20 protein-coding genes are annotated in these 24920 nt (G+C 39.9%); 16 read left to right on the forward strand and 4 right to left on the reverse strand.

Annotated features, from left to right (window positions below):
• Positions 1 to 30 precede the first annotated feature (30 nt).
• The 10 genes from ACGHVY_RS03695 (at position 31) to ACGHVY_RS03740 (ending at position 15109) form a co-directional block, all read left to right on the forward strand.
• Positions 31 to 1104, forward strand: a complete 1074-nt coding sequence (locus ACGHVY_RS03695; protein WP_390597223.1) for an SGNH/GDSL hydrolase family protein — start codon at positions 31 to 33, stop codon at positions 1102 to 1104.
• A gap of 6 nt (positions 1105 to 1110) precedes the next feature.
• Positions 1111 to 3456, forward strand: a complete 2346-nt coding sequence (locus ACGHVY_RS03700; protein WP_390597225.1) for a glycoside hydrolase family 3 N-terminal domain-containing protein — start codon at positions 1111 to 1113, stop codon at positions 3454 to 3456.
• Between the two features lie 127 nt (positions 3457 to 3583).
• Positions 3584 to 4123: an RNA polymerase sigma-70 factor gene (locus ACGHVY_RS03705; RefSeq protein ID WP_308745884.1), complete on the forward strand. Its 540-nt coding sequence runs from the start codon at positions 3584 to 3586 to the stop codon at positions 4121 to 4123.
• Positions 4124 to 4170: 47 nt separating this feature from the next.
• The gene (locus ACGHVY_RS03710) at positions 4171 to 5160 is read left to right on the forward strand and encodes a FecR family protein (RefSeq protein WP_390597226.1); all 990 of its coding nucleotides are present in this window, start codon (positions 4171 to 4173) and stop codon (positions 5158 to 5160) included.
• 175 nt (positions 5161 to 5335) lie between these two features.
• On the forward strand, positions 5336 to 8641 hold the full coding sequence (locus tag ACGHVY_RS03715; RefSeq protein ID WP_390597228.1) for a TonB-dependent receptor: 3306 nt from the start codon (positions 5336 to 5338) through the stop codon (positions 8639 to 8641).
• 22 nt (positions 8642 to 8663) lie between these two features.
• On the forward strand, positions 8664 to 10265 hold the full coding sequence (locus tag ACGHVY_RS03720) for a RagB/SusD family nutrient uptake outer membrane protein (RefSeq protein WP_390597229.1): 1602 nt from the start codon (positions 8664 to 8666) through the stop codon (positions 10263 to 10265).
• Positions 10266 to 10291: 26 nt separating this feature from the next.
• Complete coding sequence (locus ACGHVY_RS03725; RefSeq protein WP_390597231.1) at positions 10292 to 11242, forward strand: glycoside hydrolase family 18; 951 nt, start codon at positions 10292 to 10294, stop codon at positions 11240 to 11242.
• 20 nt (positions 11243 to 11262) lie between these two features.
• Positions 11263 to 12387: a DUF1735 and LamG domain-containing protein gene (locus ACGHVY_RS03730; protein WP_390597232.1), complete on the forward strand. Its 1125-nt coding sequence runs from the start codon at positions 11263 to 11265 to the stop codon at positions 12385 to 12387.
• 33 nt (positions 12388 to 12420) lie between these two features.
• On the forward strand, positions 12421 to 13446 hold the full coding sequence (locus ACGHVY_RS03735) for an Ig-like domain-containing protein (protein ID WP_390597234.1): 1026 nt from the start codon (positions 12421 to 12423) through the stop codon (positions 13444 to 13446).
• A gap of 97 nt (positions 13447 to 13543) precedes the next feature.
• A complete protein-coding gene (locus tag ACGHVY_RS03740) occupies positions 13544 to 15109 on the forward strand; it encodes a sulfatase (RefSeq protein WP_390597236.1) in 1566 nt (521 codons plus the stop codon).
• Positions 15110 to 15181: 72 nt separating this feature from the next.
• Here ACGHVY_RS03740 and ACGHVY_RS03745 read toward each other — a convergent pair whose 3' ends face one another.
• Positions 15182 to 15658, reverse strand: a complete 477-nt coding sequence (locus ACGHVY_RS03745; RefSeq protein ID WP_007754058.1) for a Dps family protein — start codon at positions 15656 to 15658, stop codon at positions 15182 to 15184.
• A gap of 133 nt (positions 15659 to 15791) precedes the next feature.
• Here ACGHVY_RS03745 and ACGHVY_RS03750 point away from each other — a divergent pair, with 133 nt between their 5' ends.
• Complete coding sequence (locus tag ACGHVY_RS03750) at positions 15792 to 16718, forward strand: hydrogen peroxide-inducible genes activator (protein ID WP_390597238.1); 927 nt, start codon at positions 15792 to 15794, stop codon at positions 16716 to 16718.
• Between the two features lie 50 nt (positions 16719 to 16768).
• On the opposite strand, the gene ACGHVY_RS03755 is transcribed toward ACGHVY_RS03750, so the two are convergent.
• Positions 16769 to 17692 carry a DMT family transporter gene (locus ACGHVY_RS03755; RefSeq protein WP_308745875.1) on the reverse strand — a complete coding sequence of 308 codons (924 nt, stop codon included), beginning with the start codon at positions 17690 to 17692 and terminating at the stop codon, positions 16769 to 16771.
• A gap of 273 nt (positions 17693 to 17965) precedes the next feature.
• Entirely contained in the window at positions 17966 to 18685 is a 720-nt protein-coding gene (locus ACGHVY_RS03760; protein ID WP_390597240.1) for a NigD-like protein, read from the reverse strand.
• A gap of 175 nt (positions 18686 to 18860) precedes the next feature.
• On the opposite strand from ACGHVY_RS03760, the gene ACGHVY_RS03765 reads away from it, so the two are divergent.
• Entirely contained in the window at positions 18861 to 19409 is a 549-nt protein-coding gene (locus ACGHVY_RS03765; protein WP_390597242.1) for an RNA polymerase sigma factor, read from the forward strand.
• 6 nt (positions 19410 to 19415) lie between these two features.
• A complete protein-coding gene (locus tag ACGHVY_RS03770) occupies positions 19416 to 20684 on the forward strand; it encodes a hypothetical protein (protein ID WP_390597244.1) in 1269 nt (422 codons plus the stop codon).
• Positions 20685 to 20696: 12 nt separating this feature from the next.
• On the opposite strand, the gene ACGHVY_RS03775 is transcribed toward ACGHVY_RS03770, so the two are convergent.
• Positions 20697 to 21218, reverse strand: a complete 522-nt coding sequence (locus ACGHVY_RS03775; RefSeq protein ID WP_308745871.1) for a hypothetical protein — start codon at positions 21216 to 21218, stop codon at positions 20697 to 20699.
• A gap of 408 nt (positions 21219 to 21626) precedes the next feature.
• Here ACGHVY_RS03775 and ACGHVY_RS03780 point away from each other — a divergent pair, with 408 nt between their 5' ends.
• From ACGHVY_RS03780 to ACGHVY_RS03790, 3 genes are all read left to right on the forward strand, one after another.
• Positions 21627 to 22223, forward strand: coding sequence for an RNA polymerase sigma-70 factor (locus ACGHVY_RS03780; protein ID WP_390597246.1), 597 nt, complete (start codon positions 21627 to 21629; stop codon positions 22221 to 22223).
• A 63-nt stretch (positions 22224 to 22286) separates the two neighbouring features.
• Positions 22287 to 23249, forward strand: coding sequence for a FecR family protein (locus ACGHVY_RS03785; RefSeq protein WP_390597248.1), 963 nt, complete (start codon positions 22287 to 22289; stop codon positions 23247 to 23249).
• Between the two features lie 76 nt (positions 23250 to 23325).
• Entirely contained in the window at positions 23326 to 24885 is a 1560-nt protein-coding gene (locus ACGHVY_RS03790) for an ATP-binding protein (protein ID WP_390597250.1), read from the forward strand.
• The last annotated feature ends 35 nt before the right edge of the window (positions 24886 to 24920 follow it).

Consider the following 24920-nt stretch of genomic DNA (forward strand, 5'->3'; position numbering starts at 1 on the left):
ATGTTTCACTTTATGTTTTATTGATTGAATATGAAAAGAATAATTGGTATTTTGGCTATGCTGTTATTGGTATGTCATGTATATGCTCAAATCGTCTATCATGATGCGGCAAACTTTCCACTATTAGGTAAAGCCACAAATTATGCAGGAGCACGATATGAGAGATTTCCGGACTCATTAAAGAATATTTCTCGTGCGCCTCTTTGGAATTTGAGTCGTAATTCGGCAGGAATGGCAATACGCTTTCGAAGCAACTCGACTAGAATTGCAGTGAAATGGAAAACTCTTTTTGATAATCACATGAATCACATGACCGATGTCGGAGTAAAAGGACTTGATCTTTATTGCCTGCAAAAGAATGGAAGTTGGCGTTTTGTTAACAGTGCCCGTCCTGCACAGAAAATGACTCAAACGACAATCATAGAAAATATGAAACCGGAAGAAAGGGAATTTATGCTTTATCTGCCGCTTTATGATGGAGTTTCTTCTCTTTCAATCGGAATAGATTCATTATCTGTTATCGGGCAGCCGATGGTTGATTGTCCGGTTCGTGAGAAACCGGTTGTTTTTTATGGGACTAGTATTTTGCAGGGAGGCTGTGCTTCACGACCGGGAATGGCGCATACTAATATCATATCAAGAAGGCTAAACCGTGAATGTATTAATCTCGGATTCAGTGGTAATGCTTTGCTTGATTTGGAAGTGGCAGAAATGATGGCTGAAATTGATGCAAGTGTTTTTGTTTTGGATTTTGCACCGAATGCTTCTGTGGAACAAATAAAGGAAAGAATGGCTGTCTTTTATCAGACTATCCGTGATAAACATCCGAAGGTGCCGATTCTTTTTATCGAGGATCCGGTCTTTACACATGCATTATTTGACGAGATGATTGCTCATGAAGTGGAAGATAGGAACCGGGCTGTGAATGAAGTCTTTAATACATTGAAGAAAAAAGGAGAAAAAAATATGTATTTGGTACGTTCTTCAAAGATGCTGGGAGAGGATGGTGAGGCTACGGTTGACGGTGTTCATTTTACGGATTTGGGAATGATGAGATATGCGGATTTGGTGTGTCCTGTCATACGGCGTTTCTGTAAATTATAGTGTATTATGATGCAGCGATTAAGTCTCCTGATACTGGCATTAGTAGCAACTACTCTGACCTTTGCCCAATCTCCCTCTTCTTTACCTTATAAGAATCCGGCTTTGTCTACGGAGACGAGGGTTGCGGATTTACTTTCCCGTATGACATTAGAAGAAAAGGTCGGTCAGTTACTTTGTCCTCTGGGCTGGGAAATGTACGAGATACAGGGAAATGAAGTTTATCCTTCCGGGAAGTTCAAGCAACTTGTCAAAGAAAGAAATGCAGGAATGCTTTGGGCGACTTATCGTGCAGACCCGTGGACGAGGAAGACATTGGAGAACGGACTCAATCCGGAACTTGCTGCTAAAGCGGGAAATGCATTGCAGAAATATGTGATGGAGAATACCCGTCTGGGGATTCCGATATTTCTGGCGGAAGAAGCCCCTCATGGGCATATGGCTATTGGAACTACTGTTTTTCCTACCGGTATAGGAATGGCGGCATCGTGGTCTCCGGAACTTATCAAAGAAGTAGGAAACGCTGTTGCTAAAGAAATTCGTACTCAAGGAGGGCATATCAGTTATGGACCTGTGCTTGATTTAAGTCGGGATCCTCGTTGGTCGCGTGTAGAAGAAACATTTGGAGAAGACCCTGTGCTGAGTAGCGCTTTGGGAGCTGCCATGGTTGCTGGGTTAGGTGGTGGTGACTTGTCACAGGAATATGCTACCATAGCTACTTTGAAGCATTTTTTAGCGTATGCCGTACCGGAAAGCGGTCAGAACGGTAATTATGCGTCAGTCGGTCTTCGGGATTTACATCAAAATTTTCTTCCGCCTTTTCGTAAGGTAATAGATGCAGGAGCGTTGTCTGTAATGACTTCGTATAATTCAATAGATGGTATCCCTTGCACGTCGAACCATTATCTGTTGACTCAATTATTACGTAATGAATGGAAATTCCGTGGTTTTGTGGTTTCCGATTTATATAGTATTGAAGGGATTCACGAAAGTCATTTTGTGGCTCCGACAAAAGAAAATGCAGCAATACAAGCTATTTCGGCAGGGGTAGATGTTGATTTGGGTGGAGAGGCTTATACTCATCTTTGTCATGCTGTTCAAACCGGACAAATTGATAGGATGGTGATTGATACAGCGGTATGCCGTGTATTACGAATGAAGTTTGAAATGGGGTTGTTTGAGCATCCTTATGTGGAACCGAAGATTGCTGCAAGGACAGTACGCAGTAAAGAGCACATCGGTTTGGCGCGTAGAATAGCACAGGCTTCCATTACACTTCTCAAAAATAAAAACTCTGTTCTACCTTTAAGTAAGAAAATAAATAAGGTGGCGGTTATTGGCCCTAATGCTGATAATCGGTACAATATGTTAGGGGACTATACCGCTCCTCAGGAAGATAGTAATGTGAAAACTGTGCTTGACGGGGTGATAGCCAAGCTATCTCCTTCGCGTGTAGAATATGTGAAAGGTTGCGCTATCCGTGATACCGCTGTGAATGAAATAGAGCAAGCTGTTGAGGCTGCCCGCCGTTCTGAGGTTGTCATTGCAGTAGTGGGCGGGTCCAGTGCCCGTGATTTCAAGACAAGTTATAAAGAGACAGGGGCGGCAGTCACCGGAAAGGGCAGTATCAGCGATATGGAATGTGGGGAAGGATTCGACCGTGCTACTTTATCATTACTTGGCGGGCAACAAGAATTATTGCATGCTTTGAAACAGACGGGAAAACCTTTGATTGTGATTTATATCGAAGGTCGCCCATTAGAAAAGAATTGGGCTTCAGAATATGCCGATGCGCTTTTAACGGCTTACTATCCCGGACAGGAAGGTGGAAATGCCATAGCCGATGTCTTGTTTGGAGATTATAATCCGGCAGGTCGCTTGCCCATCACCGTACCTCGTTCGGTTGGACAAATACCTATATATTATAATAAGAAAGCTCCTCAAAATCATGATTATGTAGAGATGTCAGCTACTCCGTTATATTCTTTCGGTTATGGATTGAGTTATACCACTTTTGAATATTCCGATTTACAGATAACACAGAAAGCACCATATTCTTTTGAAGTCTCATTTAAAGTGAAGAATACGGGAAAGTATGATGGCGAAGAAGTTGCGCAACTTTATATAAGAGATGAATATGCATCAGTTGTCCAACCGATGAAGCAGTTGAAACACTTTGAACGTTTCCATTTAAAGAAAGGAGAGGGGAAAACAATTACTTTCATCTTGACAAAAGATGAACTATCCATTGTCAATCAGAATCTGGAGACAGTTGTTGAGCCTGGAATGTTCCGGATAATGATTGGTTGTTCTTCGGATGATATCAGATTGAAAGATTCTATTTCTGTGAAATAGTACTTTTCTCGTGTCAGCCAGTTGATGGATATCAAAAGTAACTTTTATTATTGCTATTATTTGTTTTTTTGTGCAAAAGCTTCTATTTTTGGGCTTCGTTAAAAACGATAATAACCGAAAATCTCTGATGACACATATTGGTGAACAAGAAAAGAAGAAGAAATTCGAGCAATTTTTCATTCTTACTTTTCCGAAGGTAAAAGCTTTTGCATGGAAGATTTTGCGTTCGGAAGAAGATGCTGAAGATATTGCTCAGGATATATTTGTCAAACTGTGGGATAATCCGGAAATCTGGGAAAACAAAGAAACATGGGATAATTATATCTATACGATGGCTCGTAATCAGATTTATAACTTTTTAAAGCATCAGTCCGTAGAACTTAGTTATCAGGAGAAGCTGTTACAGGAAGATTCTCCTTCTTTTGAGTTCGACATATACGACAAGCTTTATGCAAAGGAACTACAGCTTCTGATAAAACTTTCTTTAGATAATATGCCGGAGCAACGTAGAAAGGTTTTCTCTATGAGCCGGCAAGACGGAATGAGTAATCAGGAAATTGCTGATAGGCTGCAACTTTCTATTCGTACAGTGGAGCGCCACATCTACCTTGCACTACAAGAATTAAAAAAAGTCATCTTAATTGCATTTTTTTTCTATTTCAGTTGAGTAGTCCGTTTTAGCAAGTTGTCTATATTATATAAGGCAAATCTAAAATGAAGAATTATATTCAAAAAATTATCAATGTATTCACTGCTTCCGAGCATAGTAAGAATGTAACCAAAGAAGTACATCAATGGTTATTGGATGAAGAACATGCTGACGAAAAAGATGCTGCATTGAATACATTATGGAACGAAACAGAAGGAAAAGTTGATGCAGGCACATGGACTTCTTTAGAGAATGTATATCATAAAGTCGGAGTATCCGCCGGTACTAAAAAACAATATCGGTTGTTTCCTTGGAAATATGCGGCAGCAGTCGCTATGTTTGTTGTATCAGTGTCCGGTACATTTTGGTTAACAAAGAATACATTTAAAGAGAAAGCGGTTGCAATGATCGAACAGTATATTCCTGATGGAAAAACACATGAGTTTGAATTACCGGATGGTAGTCGGGTATATGTGAATTCTGGTACATTATTGCTTTATCCGGATGCGTTTAAAGGGGATACCCGTACTGTTTATCTGATAGGTGAAGCTGATTTCAAGGTTAAGAAGAATCCGGATAAGCCCTTTATTGTGCGATCTGCAAATATGTCTGTTACGGCTTTGGGGACTGAATTTAATGTGGCAGCTTATCCTGAAGATCCGGAGATTGTTGCTACTTTGATTCAGGGTAAGGTAAAAGTCGGCTATGAACAGTCGGATAATTCTTATATTTTGAGGCCGGGTCAGCAGGTCGTTTATAATCGAAAGACAGCCCAAAGTAAAATAGCAGACGCTAATTTGGAAGATGTTACAGCTTGGCAGAGAGGACAGATTATATTTCGTGGAAGTACAATGGCAGAGATTCTGTTGACTTTGGAAAGGCGCTTTGACATTACTTTCCAATATAATACGAGTTTGTTTACTGACGATGAATATAATTTTAGCTTTAACAAGAATACGGATATTGGAGAAGTGATGGAGGTGATGAAAGAAGTAACAGGAAAGTTCACTTACAAAATCGATAAGAATATTTGCTATATGAAAACTGTAGAATAGAATAAGAAACGTGATTGTTTAACCTTAAAATATATCATTATGTAAAAAAGTATCCGGAACGAGGATGCCGCCAGGTTCCGGATATGAAATAAGTTTTTTAGTATTAAAAAAATAGAATACTAAGTTTTTGATGGAATTAATATTATGAGTTTAACACTAAAAACGCTACGAAGATATGAATTTATATCTAAAAACAGCTAAAAGTACACTAATTATTTGCTGTTTGTTTATATTGCAAACTGCAGTATTTGCCCAAAGTAATATCCGTATTACTATAAAGAATGCAGAAATCACATTACAGAATGCATTAATCGAAGTTGAAAAACAATCTAAATTATCTGTTGCTTATAATCAGTCTCAACTTTCAGATAAACGACAATTATCTTTGAATATAGTAAACCAACCGTTAGAGGCTGCCTTAAAAACAATCTTGAAAGGAACAGGCTTTTCTTATAAATTGACCGATAAATACATTATGATTGTTCCTGAGAAAAAGGAAACGAATTCTCAGACTACAAAGACTGTAAAAGGAAAAATTGTTGATGAGAAGGGAGAACCTTTGATTGGCGTGAATGTAGCAGTGGATGGTACTAATACTGGTACCATCACCGATTTGGATGGAAATTTCTCTATGTCAGTTTTGGCTAATTCTACTTTGAAAGTATCTTATATTGGATATGCCACTCAGTTAATAGCCGTTTCCGGAAAGGATTTTTATAGTATAACCATGCGTCCGGATAATGAAGTGTTGGATGAGGTGGTCGTTACTGCTTTGGGTATCAAACGTGAAGTAAAATCATTGACCTATAATGTACAAGAAATGAAAGCTGCCGATCTTACTACTGTAAAGGATGCTAGCTTCATGAATAGCCTGGCAGGTAAGATTGCCGGTGTGACTATTAATCAAAGTGCGTCCGGTATTGGTGGTTCCACCCGTGTTGTGATGCGTGGTTTGAAATCTATAACGAATGACAACAATGCCTTATATGTAATCGACGGTATTCCGATGGCTTCTATGCGTTCTAATCAGGAAAAAAGCTTTTATGAGAATGCCGATGGAGGAGATAGTGATGGGATTTCCAGTATAAATCCGGATGATATCGAGTCAATGTCCGTATTGACGGGCGCGGCTGCTGCAGCTCTTTATGGTTCGCAGGGTGCCAATGGTGTTGTGCTGATTACAACAAAAAAAGGAGAAGAAGGGAAATTGAGAATTAATTACTCCAACGATACTCAGTTTATGAGTCCGTTGGTAATGCCTGAATTTCAGACAACTTATGGATCGGTGGAAGGTGAATTTGCCAGTTGGGGAGCTAAAAAGGATGCCACATGGGAACCTAAAGATTTCTTTCAAACAGGGTTCACTGAAACGAACTCGTTAGGTTTGTCCGCAGGTAATGACCGCAATCAGACTTATTTTTCAGCAGCATCGACTAATGCGCGCGGTATTATACCTAATAATACTTATAACCGGTATAATTTTACCTTGCGTAATACCACTGAATTAATAAAAGATAAATTGACATTGGACATGAGTGCTTCTTATGTGATCACCAATGACAATAATATGATGTCTCAGGGGCAGTACCATAATCCTCTTGTGGCGTTATACCTTATGCCCAGAGGGGATGATTTGAATAAGTATAAAGTATATGAACGTTATAATAGTGAGAAATATTATGATGTGCAATACTGGCCTTATGGTAATCAGGGAATGGCAATCGAAAATCCGTATTGGATTGTAAATCGTGAGAATATGAGTAATCATAAATCACGTTATATGTTCTCGGCAAATTTGAATTATAAGGTGTTTGACTGGATGAATGTTGTTGGCCGTATGCGTATAGATAATAGCAATGACACCTATGAACGTAAAATTGCGGCCTCTTCCGACCAATTGTTTGCATCAGAGTATGGTAATTATATGAACATGAAGTCGGGATATAAAAATACCTACGGTGATGTTATGGCCCAAGTTAACAAGCGTTGGGAGAATTGGGGAATTACAGCAAACCTAGGTGCCAGTTTCAATCATCAAACCTATGAAATGACGAATTATGAAGGGCATCTGGCGAGTGTTCCTAACTTTTTCTCTTTTAACAATATAAGTAAGAATGGTGCAAATACTAAGGCCGAACAGGGCGGATATATAGATAATAATCAGGCCGTGTTTGCAACTTTCCAACTAGGATATAAGAGTTGGGCATATCTGGATTTGACTGCCCGTAATGACTGGTTCTCTACTCTCGCTAATACTGATAATGAGAGAAGCGGGTTCTTTTATCCGTCGGTAGGGGTATCGGCAGTTGTTAGTGAGATTGTTGATTTGTCAAAAGCATATATCTCCTTTTTAAAAGTCAGAGCTTCATATAGTGAAGTTGGTAATCCTCCGATGCGACAGATTACGATGCCTACATATACTATAAAAGATGGTGTTATCAATACCTCTTCAAGATTATTGAATCCTGACCTGAAACCTGAACGTACAAAATCGGTAGAGGTAGGTATGAACCTGAAAATGTTTCAGAATTTGCTGAATATTGATCTTACTTATTATAATAGTAATACCTACAACCAGTTTATTAATTATACTATGCCGCCAAGTACAGGTTACGGTGATTATATGCTGAATGGCGGTAAGGTAAACAACTGGGGAATTGAGGCTCGTTTGGGTATCAATACCGATCTTGGGCCTGTGAAATGGAATTCAAATCTGACTTTCACAATGAATCGTAATAAGGTTGTCTATCTGTTGCCTGGTGGTGCTACCAACCCAATTACAGGAGAACCTATTGCCATTACAGAAATAGAGCCTTTCAATCCACAAGGAAGCTATAAGATGATAGTGAAAGAGGGTGGTACTTTGAGTGATATTTATGTGACAGGATTGAAGATGGACTATTTGGGCAATATCAAAGTTGACGCGAATACCGGTGCTATTGAAGCTGATCCGAACACTTGGATAAAAGCCGGTAGTGCGGCACCCCGATTCAATTGGGGATGGAACAACAGTTTTAGTTGGAAAGGAATTAATCTTAGTTTCCTGATTGATGCTCGTATCGGTGGAGTAGGTGTTTCGGCTACACAAGCTAAGATGGATTATTATGGAACTTCTAAAACATCGGCTATGGCACGTGATAATGGTGGAGTAAACCTTAATAGCGGTCGGGTGACTGCAAAAGATTATTATAATGTGCTCGGTAATGGCTCGACCGGAGTCCTGTCAAACTACGTCTATAGTATGACGAATGTACGGCTTAGAGAAGCGACTTTAGGATATACTTTCCCGACAAAATGGTTTGGTAACCGGATACAAAATCTGACAGTGTCGCTCATTGGCAAAAATCTATTCATGTTCCATAATAAGGCACCTTTTGATCCGGAGTTATCTGCTTCTACGGGTACATATTATCAAGGGTTTGATTATTTTATGCAACCAAGTGTACGTAGCATCGGGTTTAGTGTGAAATTCCAATATTAATTAACCAGAAAGGAATAATACAATGAAAAGATTAGGAAAAATAAGACGTATAGTATGTACATTGGGAGTAGCTATGATGATTGCTTCATGTACTGATAATTATAAAGAATGGAATACCAACCCTACTGAAGTTCCTGAAGACATGTTAGTCGGATTGATGAAAATCGGTAACTTCTTTCCTGCTATGCAGATGGACGTAATACCTACCAGTGATGTCGATGCTAATCAGTTTCAACGTGCTCAAAATTTGTGTGGGGATATGCATTCCGGCTATATGACTCCGATCGGTACATGGGGTACGAGCTCTGCAGTTCATTATAATTTGCGATATGACAAATGGAATGATGTTGCTTTTGAAGTGGCATTTACTAATGTGATGCCGGCCTGGAAACAAATCCGGGATAATGGCAAAGAGGAATTTCCGGAGGCTTATGCGGTTGCGCAGATATTGAAGGTGGCAACTATGCATCGTGTAACAGATATATACGGACCTTTGCCTTATTTACAATTTGGTCACGGAGGATTAGAAACTCCTTATGATTCGCAGGAAGATATCTATAAATCTTTTTTTATAGACTTGGATGAAGCAATAGCAGAGTTGCAGAATTATATTGCTATCCATCCGGGAAGTAAACCTTTAAATAAATATGACCTGGTATATGGTGGTGATTTTACTAAATGGTTGAAGTTCGCAAATTCCTTAAAACTACGTTTGGCTATGCGCACATATTATGTGAATGGATTTGAGGTGAATGGAAAAACTTCACGGAAATTAGCCGAAGAAGCAGTAAAAGACGGAGTTATTACAGAAAATGCTGAAAATGCTTTGTTGCAATCCGGAAACGGAATCTCGGTATTCCATCCGTTGAAAATTTGTTGGGACAATTATTCGGATGTACGTATGGGAGCTGATATTGAGTCTATAATGAAGGGATATAACGATCCCCGTCTTTCTAAATATTTTCAGGAATCAGAATATGGAGACGCCAGTGATAAATTTCATGGTGCCCGGTTGGGAGTCAATGTCACGGACAAGAAAAATTACGTCAAATTGTCTTCTCCGAATATATTTGCCGAAAGCCCCGTTCAATGGATGTGTGCAGCGGAAATTTATTTTTTGCGTGCAGAAGGAAAACTCCATGGCTGGAATATGGGTGGTGAAGTTGAAGAACTGTATAAGGCAGGCATCACGAAATCTTTTGAACAATGGGGAGTTGCTTTAGGTGATTATTTGACAAGAGGTGATACGTATAAACCTGTACCGTTTGCTGCGCCATCGGGAACATTGGGCAGTGTGGCCGCAGCATCAACGATTACCATTGCATGGAATGAAAATGATGTGGCGGATAAGAAGCTGGAACGTATTATTACGCAAAAGTGGATTGCCATGTTTCCGGAAGGACAAGAAGCTTGGAGTGAATATCGTCGCACCGGTTATCCCAAGTTGTTTGATTTGTATGGTACGAATGCTAGTGCAGGGCAGGTAGATAAGTCCGGTCCCCGTCGTATTCCATTCCCATCTACAGAGTATGATACAAATACAACGGAGGTCAATAAAGCCGTGACTGATTTTCTTGGTGGTAATGACTATGGAAATGTAAAGTTGTGGTGGGATAAGAAATAATTAATCACGTATTTAATTTTATTATTATGAATAAAATAATTAATAGAATCTTTTGTTTTTTCGTATTGGCTATAATTATAGTAGCATGTGATACAGAAATAGAAAATATTCCACTTCAAAAGCCTGTAGTGCGCGATGCTCAATATTACGAAAATTTGAGAGCTTATAAAAAGTCAAAACATCAGTTGGCTTTTGGATGGTTCGGAGGTTGGAAAGCAACCGGAACGTCTCCGGCAAAATATTTGCGTAACTTGCCTGATAGCGTAGATGTGGTATCTATTTGGGGAACTTGGCACAGTTTGACTCCTGCACAGATTGAAGACTTGAAATATGTGCAAGAAGTATACGGTACCAAAGTGACATTTACTATCTTTTCCCATAATATGGCTAACTTTCCCGGTAACTTTGAAAATGTAGCGGAAAATATTCCAGCCGTAGCAAAGGCCGTGGCTGACAGTGTTTTCAAATATGGATATGATGGGGTTGACTTTGACCATGAGTGTAGTGGAAGTGATTTATTCAATAAGGCAGTGAATATGACTACTCTATTGAGAGAAGTGCGTGCTAATCTGGGAGAAGACAAGCTTATTTGTGTAGACGGATTCATTGAAAAAATCACAGAAGAGGGATGGCAATATGCTGATTATGCAGTTGCACAGGCATATGGTACTTCCAGCCCGTCTTCACTGCAAAGTAGGTTTAATAAAGTGAGTAAATATATTGCTCCGGAGCGCTTTATAGCTACGGAAAATTTTGAAAGTTACTGGTCAACGGGAGGAGTTGACTACGCTGATCCGGAACTGGGCACTATTCCTTCTTTGATTGGAATGGCACGTTGGCAGCCGGAAAATATAACGGAAAATCAACATAAAGGAGGAGTGGGAAGTTATCATATGGAATATGAGTACAACCATACGGATATTGAATATAAATATCTTCGTGAAGCTATTCAGATAATGAATCCTGCAAAGAAATAATGTCTAAAAAGAAAAAAGATATGAAGGTAAAATACATATTATTGACTATATTTTGGGTAGGCATCCTGTCAGCCTGTACAAATGCGGAAACATTTAAAGATGTTTTATACTTTACCGGTACGGAAGATTCTCCTGCTGTTAAGTATACTATAGATGGACCGACTGAAATCGGAGTGACGGTTTCAGCTTCTTGCCAGACTATGAGTGATCAATCTATAAGAATCAAAGTAGATCCGGATAAACTGGAAGGTTATAACGTGCTGTACGGGAAAAAATATAAAATTGTCCCGACCGAGGATTATATGTTATCCAATAATGAGATTGTGTTGAAAGCAGGTGAGAACATTTCAGAACAATTAATCATTTCTTTATTGAGGACTACAAATTTAGAGGAGGGAGTCACTTATTGTGTACCTTTGACTATTACGGATGTAACTGGAGATATGCCTGTTTTAGACTCTTCCCGGACAATGTATCTTGTATTGAATCAGGTGATGATTGTCAATGCCGCTACTCTTTCTCGCACTAATATGCAACTTCCTTTTGAAAGTGAACCTTCATTGGCAAGTGTTCCGCAGGTGACAATGGAAGCAAGGGTCAAGGTTAATAAGTTTGCTACAGCTAGCCCCTATATTAGTACTGTAATAGGAGTAGAAGAGGAGTTCTTATTGCGATTTGGAGATGTTACTATTAAGCCGAATCAAATACAATTGGCAGGTGGTGGTTACCTCGTAACGGGAAAAACAGAATTTGAAGTTGACAAATGGTATCATCTTGCCGTTGTATTTGATGGTTCCAGTATTAAGCTTTATGTTAACGGTGAACTGGACGGACAAGTAGATGCGCCACGCGGACCTATTACTCTATGCGGACATACCGATAAACGTAGATTCTGTATTGGTTCCTCGTTGAATTCCCGCTTTTTGGATGGATCTATAAGTGAAGTCCGTGTATGGAAGAAAGCTCTGACGCAGAATGAGATTCAGAATAATATGTGTTATATTTCTCCGGATTATTATCAGGATATGATTGCTTATTGGAGATTTAATGAAGGAGAAGGTTCGGTAATCAAAGACTGGACTGGTAATGGCTGGGACATTAATAAGACTCTTAGTTGGACAGAAGGAGTACGTTGTCCCGAATAGAAAATCAACCAATCAATTAATAATTAGGCAAGTATGAAAAAACAATTACTATATTTAATGTTTGCTATGACTGCTATATGCGCAGCTTGTAGTGATGATGACGAAATCTATCAGGCGGAGGCGGTGAAGAATCCTGTTACTGGAGTTTCTGTTGAAAATGAATTAATGACCGAAGAAGGAGTTATTACGCTTGAGGGATTAGGAACTACCACCACCCTGCATGTTAGTGTTATTCCGGACAATGCTGGCAATTTGGAGGAATACTCTTTCAGATTTGGTTCGAGCAATGTGGAAGTTTTTACTGTAGATCGGGAAGGGGTAATCACGAGTGTTGCTTCAGGTGAAGCAGAACTGACTGTCACATTGGTGGATAACGCAAATGTGGTGAGATTCCAATCCAAATACAGAGTAGCTGTAGATTATGTCGTGAAGGTTGAAGAAATTATTGTGGCTGGTGGATTTGAGAGTTTGAGCCTGAAAGTAGGTGATACTTTCGATTTGAATGCTAATCTCACCGTATTACCGGATAATGCGGCTGATAAATCTGTCTCTTATAATTTGAAAGAAGGAAATGAAGTCATTTCATTGGAGAATGGCATAATTGAAGCTCTTGGAACGGGCGTTGCGGTTATTGAGATAATAGCGAATGATGATAGCGGAGTTTCCAAAGAACTTACGATAGAGGTAAAAGATGCATCTGATATAGATGTGCATTTCAAATTCACAACGGCACAGTGCCAATCTATGGAGGGTAATTTGGTGCTGATTCTTATGGATGAGCCTGGTAATATGGCAGCGATTTTAATCAAGCAGTCGGCTTTACTTCCGGGAGAATATTCTAAAGCTCAAATAGATGAGATTTCATATGTGAACTTAAAAGCGTCAGACCTCGGTAACAATAGAAACTTTGATACTGATAACCCTGGTTCGTTTACTATCCAGTATGATGAAACGACTCGGATTTATACTATTCAAGGGGCGCTTAATTTACCGGCGAGTCTCCCACATCCCGCAATTACTATGGGCTTTGAATATACTGGTTACATAAATATACGATAGATTGTATATAAGTAGGATTTTGCTCTCGTTACAGATATCCTGTAGCGAGGGCTGTTCCAAATAAGCAGAAGTTTTTTGATAAAATAAAAATAATACAATGAATAGAATCTTTTCACTGACTGTGTTGGGGGTATTGGCTGCATACTCGAATGGAAAAGCTTGGGCGCAAAAGAATACAGAAAATGAACGTCCCAATATTCTTTTTATCTTAAGTGATGACCATACATCACAAGCATGGGGTATTTATGGAGGGATATTAGCCGATTATGTTCATAATCCTAACATTCGCCGTTTAGCTTCCGAAGGAGTGGTGCTGGATAATTGTTTTTGTACAAATTCAATTTCTTCACCCAGTCGGGCTTCCATTCTTACAGGGGCATATAGCCATAAGAACGGAGTATATACATTAGCCGATTCATTGGATACTTCATTGCCTACGATTGCGACAATATTGAAGCAGGCCGGATATCAGACCGCTTTGGTAGGCAAATGGCATTTGAAGTCACAGCCACAAGGATTTGATTATTATTCAATCTTTCACGATCAAGGTGTATATCGCGATCCATTATTTATCAATAGTACTGATCCTTGGCCCGGTAACCGTAATTTTGGTGAGTGTATACAAGGTTTTTCGACAGATATTGTGGCAGATAAAGCAATTGAATGGATGAAAAACAGGGAAGATAAACAGCCGTTTTTGATGTGTTGCCATTTCAAGGCTACCCATGAACCGTATGATTATCCGATTAGAATGGAACATTTGTATGATGGAGTTGTTTTCCCTGAACCGGAAAATCTGATGGACTGGGGGCCTGAAACTAATGGAAGAGGGTTTGTCGGGCAAAAGTTAGAAGAAATAGGAAGGCGATGGGAGTTAGCTTCTGCCGATCCTGATAAATGGTGGTGCCGTTATCCCGGACTACCGTTTTCTACAAAAGGAATGCAACGTGTGGTAGCCCGTAAAGCTATATATCAAAAATATATTAGAGATTATTTACGTTGCGGAGCAACAGTCGATGATAATATAGGCAGGCTTCTGAAAGTATTGGATGATATGGGAATCGCTGATAACACGATTGTTGTATATGTCTCAGATCAGGGGTATTTTTTGGGTGAACATGGCTTTTTTGATAAACGTATGTTTTATGAAGAAGCAGCTCGTATGCCATTTGTTATTCGTTATCCGGGAAAACTTCCTGCCGGGAAACGGGTGAAAGACTTGATCCTGAATGTTGATTTTGCTCCAACTCTGTCACAATTAGCCGGTGTCAAACCGACTAAAGAGATGCAAGGACGCAGTTTTGTAGATAATCTTTGCGGAAAAACACCTACTGATTGGCGGCGTAGTTTTTATTATCGTTACTGGACACATCATACTATTCGTCCTGCTCATATGGGAATTCGTAATGAACGTTATAAACTTATTTTCTATTATGGCGAACCATTGGATATGACGGATGGACAGGAGACTCCTACTGCACCCGTGTGGGACTTTTATGATTTACAGAAAGATCCGAAAGAAGATCGTAGTGTATATAATGAGGAGGAGTATGCTCCTGTTATTAAACAAATGAAAAAGGAGATGATAAAATTGCGTATGGAGACTGAAGATACTGATGATAAATATCCTCAAATGCAGAAACTTTTTGAAGAGTGTTTTTAATTCAGGAGGAGAGAATATTCCTTTTTGGGGAAATATCCTCTCTTTTTCACTTAAAACCTGAACCTTTATAAATTACTTGCTATTATAAGCAACCAACATCCACACCAGTTTTTCCTGTTCTTTCAGATAATCGCTCATCATCGAAACGGTAACTTCGTCTCCGGCTTGTGAAGCGATAGACAGAATCTTGCGTTCCTCACCAATCAAGTAACTGATAGACTGAAGGATACTGTTCAGTGCCTCGTCTCCATTGCTTACTTTATCCACTTCGTTGATATTGGCAACTTTCAGATAATCACTGAACTTATTGGCAGGAGTACCGCCCAGCATAAGTATACGCTCTGCGATTTCGTCTACTTTTTCCGCAGTGTCATCATACATCTTTTCGAATTGGCTGTGAAGTACAAAGAAATTATGTCCCTTGATATTCCAGTGGAAACCGCGAAGATTGGTGTAATACACTTGGAAGTCTGCTAATAATTGTTGCAAAGATGCTACTACGTTGTTTGCTCCCGATTCGTTCAGTTTGATAAATTCTAAAGTTTTCATACTTTTTTATTTTAATGATTTATACTTGTTTTCTTTTTCTGTACTGCAAAGATAAGGCGGAAAGTGCTTGCTGTCAAACTGAAAATTTCTATCTTTGCATAGATACAATCTATAACATCAAACAATTTGATAGATGACAATACAACAATTAGAATACATCTTAGCCGTTGACCAGTTCCGGCACTTTGCCCGCGCAGCGGAATATTGCCGGGTGACACAACCCACATTGAGCGCTATGATTCAGAAACTGGAGGATGAATTGGGAGTGAAACTGTTCGACCGGAGTATTCAACCCGTTTGCCCGACAGCTATCGGGCAAAAAGTGCTAGACCAGGCTCGTGTGATATTGGCGCAGGCAGCTCAGGTAAAAGAAATCATCAGTGAAGAAAAGCAATCACTATCCGGTATATTCCGGTTGGGAGTATTGCCCACTATTGCACCCTATCTGCTTCCCCGCTTCTTTCCGCAACTGATGGAGAAATATCCCGAACTGGATATTCGTGTCACAGAAATGAAAACGCAGGATATTCAGCAGGCATTGCATAGTGGGGATTTGGATGCAGGAATCATAGCCAGCAAACTGGAAGATGCTTTTCTTACGGAGGAGACATTGTTCTACGAGCAATTTTATGCTTATGTATCCAAGAAAGAACCCTCTTTCAAACATGAGGTTGTCCGCACTTCCGATATAACCGGCGAACGCCTTTGGTTACTGGATGAAGGACATTGCTTCCGTGACCAGCTTGTCCGCTTCTGTCAGATGGAAGCTGTAAAAGTAAGTCAGATGGCTTACCGCTTGGGGAGTATGGAAACCTTTATGCGCATGGTGGAAAGCGGGAAAGGGATAACTTTTATTCCCGAATTGGCAGTATCCCAATTATCAGAAGAGCAGCGGAAACTGGTACGCCCGTTCGCTATACCACGTCCCACGCGTCAAGTTGTACTGATCACTAGCAGAGATTTCGTGCGTCATAGCCTGCTCTGTGTACTGAAAGAAGAAATAAAAGCGGCGGTACCTAAAGAAATGCTGACTTTGCAGGCCATTCAATGTCTGCTATAATTCAGCAGACTATAATTTAAAGTCTGCAATAACTCAGCTTCTGCAATAACTCAGTTTGCTTTCACTGTTTTCTTCTTGACCCATTGGCTTATCTCAGCTCCTTTGAAATAAATAATCAAGGAGCTGACGATAATAACCATTCCCGCTACCGTACTGAATGTCGGATATTCGTCCGGAAGCATCATCCAACTCAACACTGCGCCGAGAATCGGATTAATCAACCTGCACATATTAATATCGCTGACTTTCGCACCTTTACTTTGCAGAGCAATAAACCAAAAGCTGAAAGCAAAGACAGAAATAAACACCAGAATGCCAAGACTGATGTAGAATCCGCCCGGCTTTCCGATAAAAGAATGATAACCTTCCGTGCCCAGTCCTATCATATATATGAGTAACCCGCCGAAGAACATCTGCACGGCATTCAGAAAAATAGGATTTACTTTTCCCTTATCTTCCGAAACGGAGATAGCGGAATATCCTTGAAAAATAATGCTGAGCAGCAACAGCACAATACCGGCGATTCCTTTCCAATCGAGTGGCGCACCATCGCTTCCCATTCCTATAATCAGAAACAATCCGATAAGGCTGACCACAAGACTGATTATTTTATGGACATTCAGTCTGTCATTACTAGCAAGCAAATGCGCCAGAAGCACGTTGATAAGCGGAGTCATCCCCATGATAATAGACGAGATGGCACCACTCACAAAATCCACACCGAAGTAGAAAGCCGTATATCCCATAAACATATTGATAAGAATCAGATTCAGGAATAACTTGCTGTGCTGACGTATCTCTTTCCACATACCCTTGTGCCAGGTGTATGCGAAAAGAATAATCCCCACAATAGTAAAACGGATTCCGGCAAAGTTCATCGGAGTAAAATCGTAACTTAGTCCTTGTTTGATAAATGGATTGACAATAGCCCATAAAACAGAGGCCAGTATAGCATAAAAAAGTCCTTTTTTCATTCGGTGTAATTTTCTTTGTTTAAAAAATGTCGCAAAGTTAATCATAATTATACATATAGACTTTGATTCCCTGAGTTAATTATCTATTTGGGGAGAATAAATCCATAAATAAACAATTTATTGATTAAGTATGAAAAAGTACATTGCCGAAGCTTTGTTTACATTCCCTATAACAAAAAATAAGAAGGGCGGGAGTTTCACAACTACCGCCCTCTTTTGCGTAATTAATATATTATATTAAAAAAGAGTGTCTTTCATGTTTCGATTAGCAGATTAGGGAAATTTCACTTCATATGTTTTTATTCCGCCATATAGAGTATTGACACGGATTCTTAGTCCTTTCTTTCCTTCCATCTGTTCCTTGATTTTGTCCAGTCTGAAGGATACGTATCCTTCGCCTAAAGTCTGAGGATAATCCCCTTCGTTGTTGTGGCGGAACTCCAGATTGATAAACTCATCCTCTTCACTATCCTCGTCTGCGGTAGGAGCCGGGGTGAGGTTATTGATAACCAGATTCAGGAAATGCTTCTTATCTTCGCTGTGCGTACCATAATATTGGAATTCGATAGTCAGATATTTCTTATCCTTGTTAATCCACATATAAGTAGCGTTAATCTTATCGTCTCCGATTTTTTCCTCATTGTTTTCTTCCTCATCCATAGTGACGATGTCCTTGGTCAGGATTTCCTTAATCTCTTTTACCCGTACATTGTAGTCATATCCGCTTACCGGCTCCTCCAGTTCGTTGAACATGACAAAGGCACGCTGCCCATCCGCAAAATCTGCGTTATTCCATCCTTGTCCGTTGCTTGGATACATCTTCTTTCCATCATCCAAGGTGAAATAAAAATCCTTGCTATCCTGGCTCATCATATTTATTGTGCTGATAACCAGTAAGTCGGACGGACTGTCATCGTCGTCCAGGCAAGACTGGAGAATCGGCATTGTGGTCATAATAGCAAAGATATAGGCAATGAATTTCAATTTCTTCATATATAAACTAGGTTTTAGATTGATTAATAATACTGCTTTGTACTCAAAAAATGCACGGGAATCCAAAATATTGCATCTGCATCTGTTAAAGAAACAAAAGTGCTAAAAGACTTGTTCTCTCTATGCAGTATTTCTATCTTTGCTGCATTTATAAGGTAAACACGTGTATAAGAGAATGGAAGAATTAGAGTTGTCGGAGCAATGCAGGCAAGGAAACAACCGGGCCCGCAAGGAACTGTATGAGCAGTATGCGGGGCGTATGCTTGGCATCTGTCTGCGCTATGCCGGCGACCGTGATACGGCCCAGGATCTGCTTCACGACAGTTTTATAAAGATATTCGACTCTTTCGACAAATTCACCTGGCGGGGTGAAGGCTCCCTGCGGGCTTGGATGGAGCGGGTGGTAGTCAACACTGCTTTGCAGTATCTCCGGAAGAATGATGTAATCAATCAGGCAGCGTCATTGGAAGAGTTGCCCGAAGAATACGAAGAGCCGGATGCTTCTGATGTGGAAGCGATACCCCAAAAGGTGTTGATGCAGTTTATCGAAGAACTGCCTGCCGGGTATCGTACAGTGTTCAACCTTTATACTTTCGAGGACAAATCACACAAAGAAATCGCTCAAGTATTAGGTATTAATGAGAAATCTTCGGCTTCGCAACTGTTTCGCGCGAAGACGGTATTGGCAAAAAGAGTAAAAGAATGGATAACGCATAATGGATAGATAGAGATGGAAGATAAAGAATTGTGGATGAATAAGTTGAAGGAGAAGCTCGCGGATTATTCCGAGCCGACACCTGCTTCCGGTTGGGAACAACTGGAGAAAGAACTTATGCCCCCCGTGGAGAGGAAGATATATCCTTATCGAAAATGGATGATGGCGGCTGCGGCTGTTATATTGCTGGCTGTCGTCTCGTCAGTAAGCCTGTATTTCCTGGGGACACCTGCGGCAGATGAAATGCGTCATATACAAACACCGGCATTGGCTTCTACGCCCGATGCTTTGCCGGGCGTGCAGCAGCCGGACATGCAAGGAACTTCCGTCGAGCCTGTCCTGCGTCCTGTTGCCCGTGAGAATCGGTTGGCAAAAGTTGACCGGAATATCCCTGAACATAAGATGCCGGTAGATGAGCCCATCGTGAAGGATGAACCGACACCTGTAATAGAAGAAAAAGAACCTGGAACAGTCATCAATGAGGGAGAACCGACCGAAGATACAAATGCCGGTCAAACTCAAACTCAAACGAAAGATACGGAACGACCGACAGCGAGCAACAGACCGCGCCGTCCTTCCGGCAGAGATAAATATCATATCCCGGCCGAGAAACCATCTTCCCGGAAAGGAACCTGGTCGATGGGACTTGGAGTAGGAAATTCGGGTGGCGCTTCTTCAGAAGTAGGCTCGGGCGCGTATCCTTATATGTCCCGTGTCAGTATGCTTTCTGTATCCAACGGTTTGATGGAGATTCCCAACGACCAGACTTTGGTTTTTGAAGACGGAGTACCTTACCTACGCCAGGCAAAACAGGTAGTTGATATTAAGCATCATCAACCCATCTCTTTCGGATTATCCATCCGTAAAGCCTTGGGGAAAGGCTTCTCTCTCGAATCCGGCCTGACTTATACGCTCCTTTCTTCTGACGCTAAACTGGCGAATGACGACCATCAGATAGAACAGAAACTCCACTATATCGGTATTCCGTTGCGTGCCAACTGGAATTTCCTTGATAAGAAGCTCGTTACTCTTTATGTATCCGGTGGTGGTATGGTTGAGAAATGCGTGTATGGAAAGCTCGGTTCTGAAAAGGAAACGGTGAAACCTCTGCAATTCTCCGTATCCGGTGCGGTAGGTGCACAGTTGAATGCAACGAAACGTGTCGGTATTTATGTAGAGCCGGGCGTCGCTTATTATTTCGATGATGGCTCGGACATTCAGACCATACGTAAAGAAAATCCGTTTAATTTCAATATACAGGCAGGTATTCGTTTGACTTATTAATAAGAATAACTGTTATTCAAAATAATCATATTGGTTAATAAAGAAAATCTCGATTTGTTGAATCAAGTCGGGATTTTCTTTTAGTGCTATATTGTTGATGAGCATATATGCACTTTTCTCTATATTTTCTTTATGATAGAAAACCCTGTCGCTAAAATAAGTTGCTACAATTCTTGAATAGACTCTATATCTTTTAGTACACTTAGTATCTTCGTTGAAGCCGTTGGCTCCAATAAAACCAAATGAAGCTTTTGGATCTTCTTCATAAATAGAAAGCATAATATTAATACAGGTATTTATAATCCTTCTAGGCTCGAATGTATTGGTCATTATCCTGTATTTATTATGGGACAATCTATGGCTTTTCTGATAGAATTTTACAGCATAGATATTGTATTCATATTGTTCTACTCGAACGATATAAACCAAATTTGATTTAGTGGATTTGAATCTGTATAATGATATAGATAGAAGTCCATCCTCATTTTCTTCATCTTTTTGAATGAAAAAGAATGGGTAAGCGCTTTCTAACATTTAGAGGAGGTAAGGATATACTGGAATCCTTCTTTTACTTAGTTCTTCTTTGGATACATCAGACAATACAAACTTTTTCCCATCATCAATTTTTGAGGGATTGATTTTATTCTTCTGCTTTTGAGAAGATATTTTTTTTTGTTTTGTCTTGATATTGCCCATTATATTTAATCTTAAAATTACATTTCATCTTTGATAACGTAATTCTATTGCAAAGATAGAAAATATCCTTGTATGCTAGCGGAATATTGAATAGTCTAAGTAGTTAATTAACTATTTTTGGACTTTAGTAAAAATAAATATTATGCAGAAACCTTCCCGAAAAATCGGATAATTGAGAAAATATTAATAATATTGTCACCTGTTTCAGACCAACAGTGACATACCTTTGTTGCAAAATTCTAAAATATGATTGAGACTACTGCTGAAAAACTTTTATTAATCAAGTTAAAGGAAGGCTCTTTTCAGGCATTTGAAAAGTTATATACGATGTATAGTGGCAAACTGTACAATTTCATAATGCGGCTTTCTTCCGGCAATCAATATATGGCTGAAGAAGTGGTGCAATCCACTTTTATTCGTATATGGGAAGTACGTGAGAAAGTCGATTCCGACGCTTCTTTTATTTCTTTTCTCTGTACGATAGCCAAAAACTTACTGATGAATATGTATCAGCGTCAGACCATTGAATATGTTTACAATGAATATCTGATGAAGAGTGGGGTAGACCGTGACTCGCAGACAGAAGATAATATTGACCTGCGTTTCTTGAACGAATATATCGACTCTTTGGCAGAGGAACTGCCGGCTCAACGCAAGAAAATCTTTATCCTAAGCAAGCGTCAGAACTATACGAATAAGGAAATAGCCGAGATGATGGGGATTTCCGAAAGCACGGTCGCCACACAATTATCTTTGGCTGTGAAGTTCATGCGTGAACAGTTGATGAAGCATTACGATAAGGTAATTGCGCTTCTGTTCGCCTTCTTTGTTAATGAAATGTAATTGTAATACACATTTTTGGATAGTAGATAGGATGAAAATGTATACCTATAAATAAGTAAGAAGATGGATAAAATATATTATAAAGAGCTGATTGAGAAGTATTTCGAAGGAAATATAACGGATGCTGAGATTAAAGAGCTATCCGATTGGATAAAGAACGACCGCCGCTTACAAAGCTGGTGGGAAGAGGAGTTTTCCAAATCGGATGCCGACATTAATCCGATACTGCGTGACAAACTATTTGCCCGAATCAAAGAAGAGACACAAGGGGAGGAGAAACGAAAGGTCATTCGCATGAATCCGTGGAAATGGGCTGCCGCCATCCTTCTGCCTATCTGTGTCGCCTTCTTTACCTACTATCTTATAGATTCTTCTCAAACAGCGGGAGCTCCCTTTATAGTAAAAGCCGATAAAGGAGACAAAGCAACCATTGAATTGCCGGACGGAACGAATGTCGTGCTAAACTCCGCTTCACAATTAAGCTACCTGAATAATTTCGGAGAAAAAGTCCGTCGTGTACAACTGAATGGCGAAGCCTATTTCAAAGTAGCCCATGATGAAAAGCGCGCCTTTATTGTGCAAGTCGGTGATTTGGAAGTGAAGGTACTCGGTACTTCTTTCAATGTATCAGCCTATGAAGACGCCAAAGACGTGACAGTCGTTCTTTTGGAAGGAAAAGTGGGAGTCTATGCGCAGGAAACGTCGCATATCATGAAGCCCGGCGACAAAATAGAATATAACAAAACCACGCATAAGATAACAACCGCCCAGGTGCACCCGGATGACTACATCGAATGGACGAAAGGAAATATCTATTTCGAGAAAGAATCTTTGGAGAATATAATGAAAACTCTTTCACGTATTTATGACGTGGAAATCCGCTTCGATTCCAGTAAACTGCCAAAAGAATACTTTACGGGAACCATTCCGGGTGGTGGCATACAGAACGCTTTGAATATCCTGATGCTTACTTCACCTTTTTATTATGAAATGGACGGTTCGGTGATTGTCTTGAAAGAGAAATAAGTGGAACTTTCATAGGGTATCTTTGTTTATTCTTTGAATAACGTCTATATTTGTGGTACACTAATTTGAAGATGCAATGAATACATTAGAACGTAAATTGCCGATAGGGATACAGACGTTTGAAAATATACGTAAGGGCGGTTTCCTTTATGTAGATAAAACGGCTATTTTGTGGCAAATAATAAATACGGGAAAGCCTTATTTCCTTAGTCGTCCCCGTCGTTTTGGCAAAAGTCTGCTAATTTCTACTTTTGAAGCCTATTTTCAAGGTCGTAAAGACCTTTTTGAAGGCTTGGCAATTGAAAAGTTAGAGACAAAGTGGGAGCAATATCCGGTTCTGCATCTTGATTTGAATGCGAAGAAATATGAGACGGCAGCAGATTTGGTCGCCATGCTAAACCAATATTTGGAGAAATGGGAAGCCGTCTATGGTGATGAGAAGAAAAACCGTAGTCCTGAAGAACGTTTTAGTTATGTCATTGAGCAGGCCTGCCTGAAAACAGGAAAAGGAGTTGTGGTATTGGTTGACGAGTATGATAAACCCTTACTGCAAGCCCTTTTGGACGAGAACCTGTTGGATGAATACCGTCGTATTCTGAAAGCCTTTTATGGTGTGCTGAAAAGTTCCGACCGCTATCTCCGGTTTATATTCTTGACAGGAGTCACTAAATTTGCCCAAGTAAGTGTGTTCAGTGATTTGAATCAACTGAATGATATTAGCATGAAGATTCCATACGCCAATATCTGTGGTATTACTAAAAAAGAATTAGTATCCACATTTACTCCCGAGTTGGAGCGGTTGGCAGAAGTGCAGGAGATGTCCTTTGAAGATACAGTCGATAAAATGACAGCGATGTACGATGGCTATCACTTTACATACAGCGAAGAAGGACTATTTAATCCCTTCAGTGTACTCAATGTATTTGATGGATTAATGTTTGATAATTATTGGTTTCAGACTGGTACTCCTACCTATCTTGTAGACTTGCTGAAGCAAAGCGATTATGATTTACGTTTGCTGATAGATGGCTTGGAAGTAGGAAGCTCCGGGTTCGCCGAATACCGTGCAGAGACGAAGAATCCTCTTCCGATGATTTACCAAAGTGGCTATCTGACTATTAAAAACTTTGATAAATCATTGAACCTATATACGCTAGGTTTTCCGAATGATGAGGTAAAATATGGTTTCCTTAAATTCCTGATACCCTATTACACCCCCATCTCTTCCGATGAAACAGATTTTAATGCTGTTAAGTTTGTCCGCGAACTTCAGTCGGGCGACGTTCATTCCTTTATGGAACGTATGAAATCTTTCTTTGCCGACATTCCCTATGAATTGAATACAAAGACCGAACGCCATTATCAAGTTATCTTTTATCTCGTCTTTAAGTTGATGGGACAATATGTAGATGCAGAAGTCCGCAGTGCAAAGGGACGTGCCGATGCCGTGGTGAAAACAAAAGACCGTATTTATGTTTTTGAGTTTAAGTTGGAAGGAACAGTAGACGAAGCTCTGAGGCAAATAGATGAAAAAGGATATTTGTTACCTTACCGGACAGACGGGCGTGAGCTGGTTAAAGTCGGTGTCTCCTTCAATGCAGAAGAACGTAATATTGGTGAATACAAAGTAATATAATCGTTTATTGAGTAAAACATAGAATAGAGCCATTC

The sequence above is a fragment of the Bacteroides sp. f07 genome (genome assembly GCF_042854785.1).
Classification (GTDB): domain Bacteria; phylum Bacteroidota; class Bacteroidia; order Bacteroidales; family Bacteroidaceae; genus Bacteroides.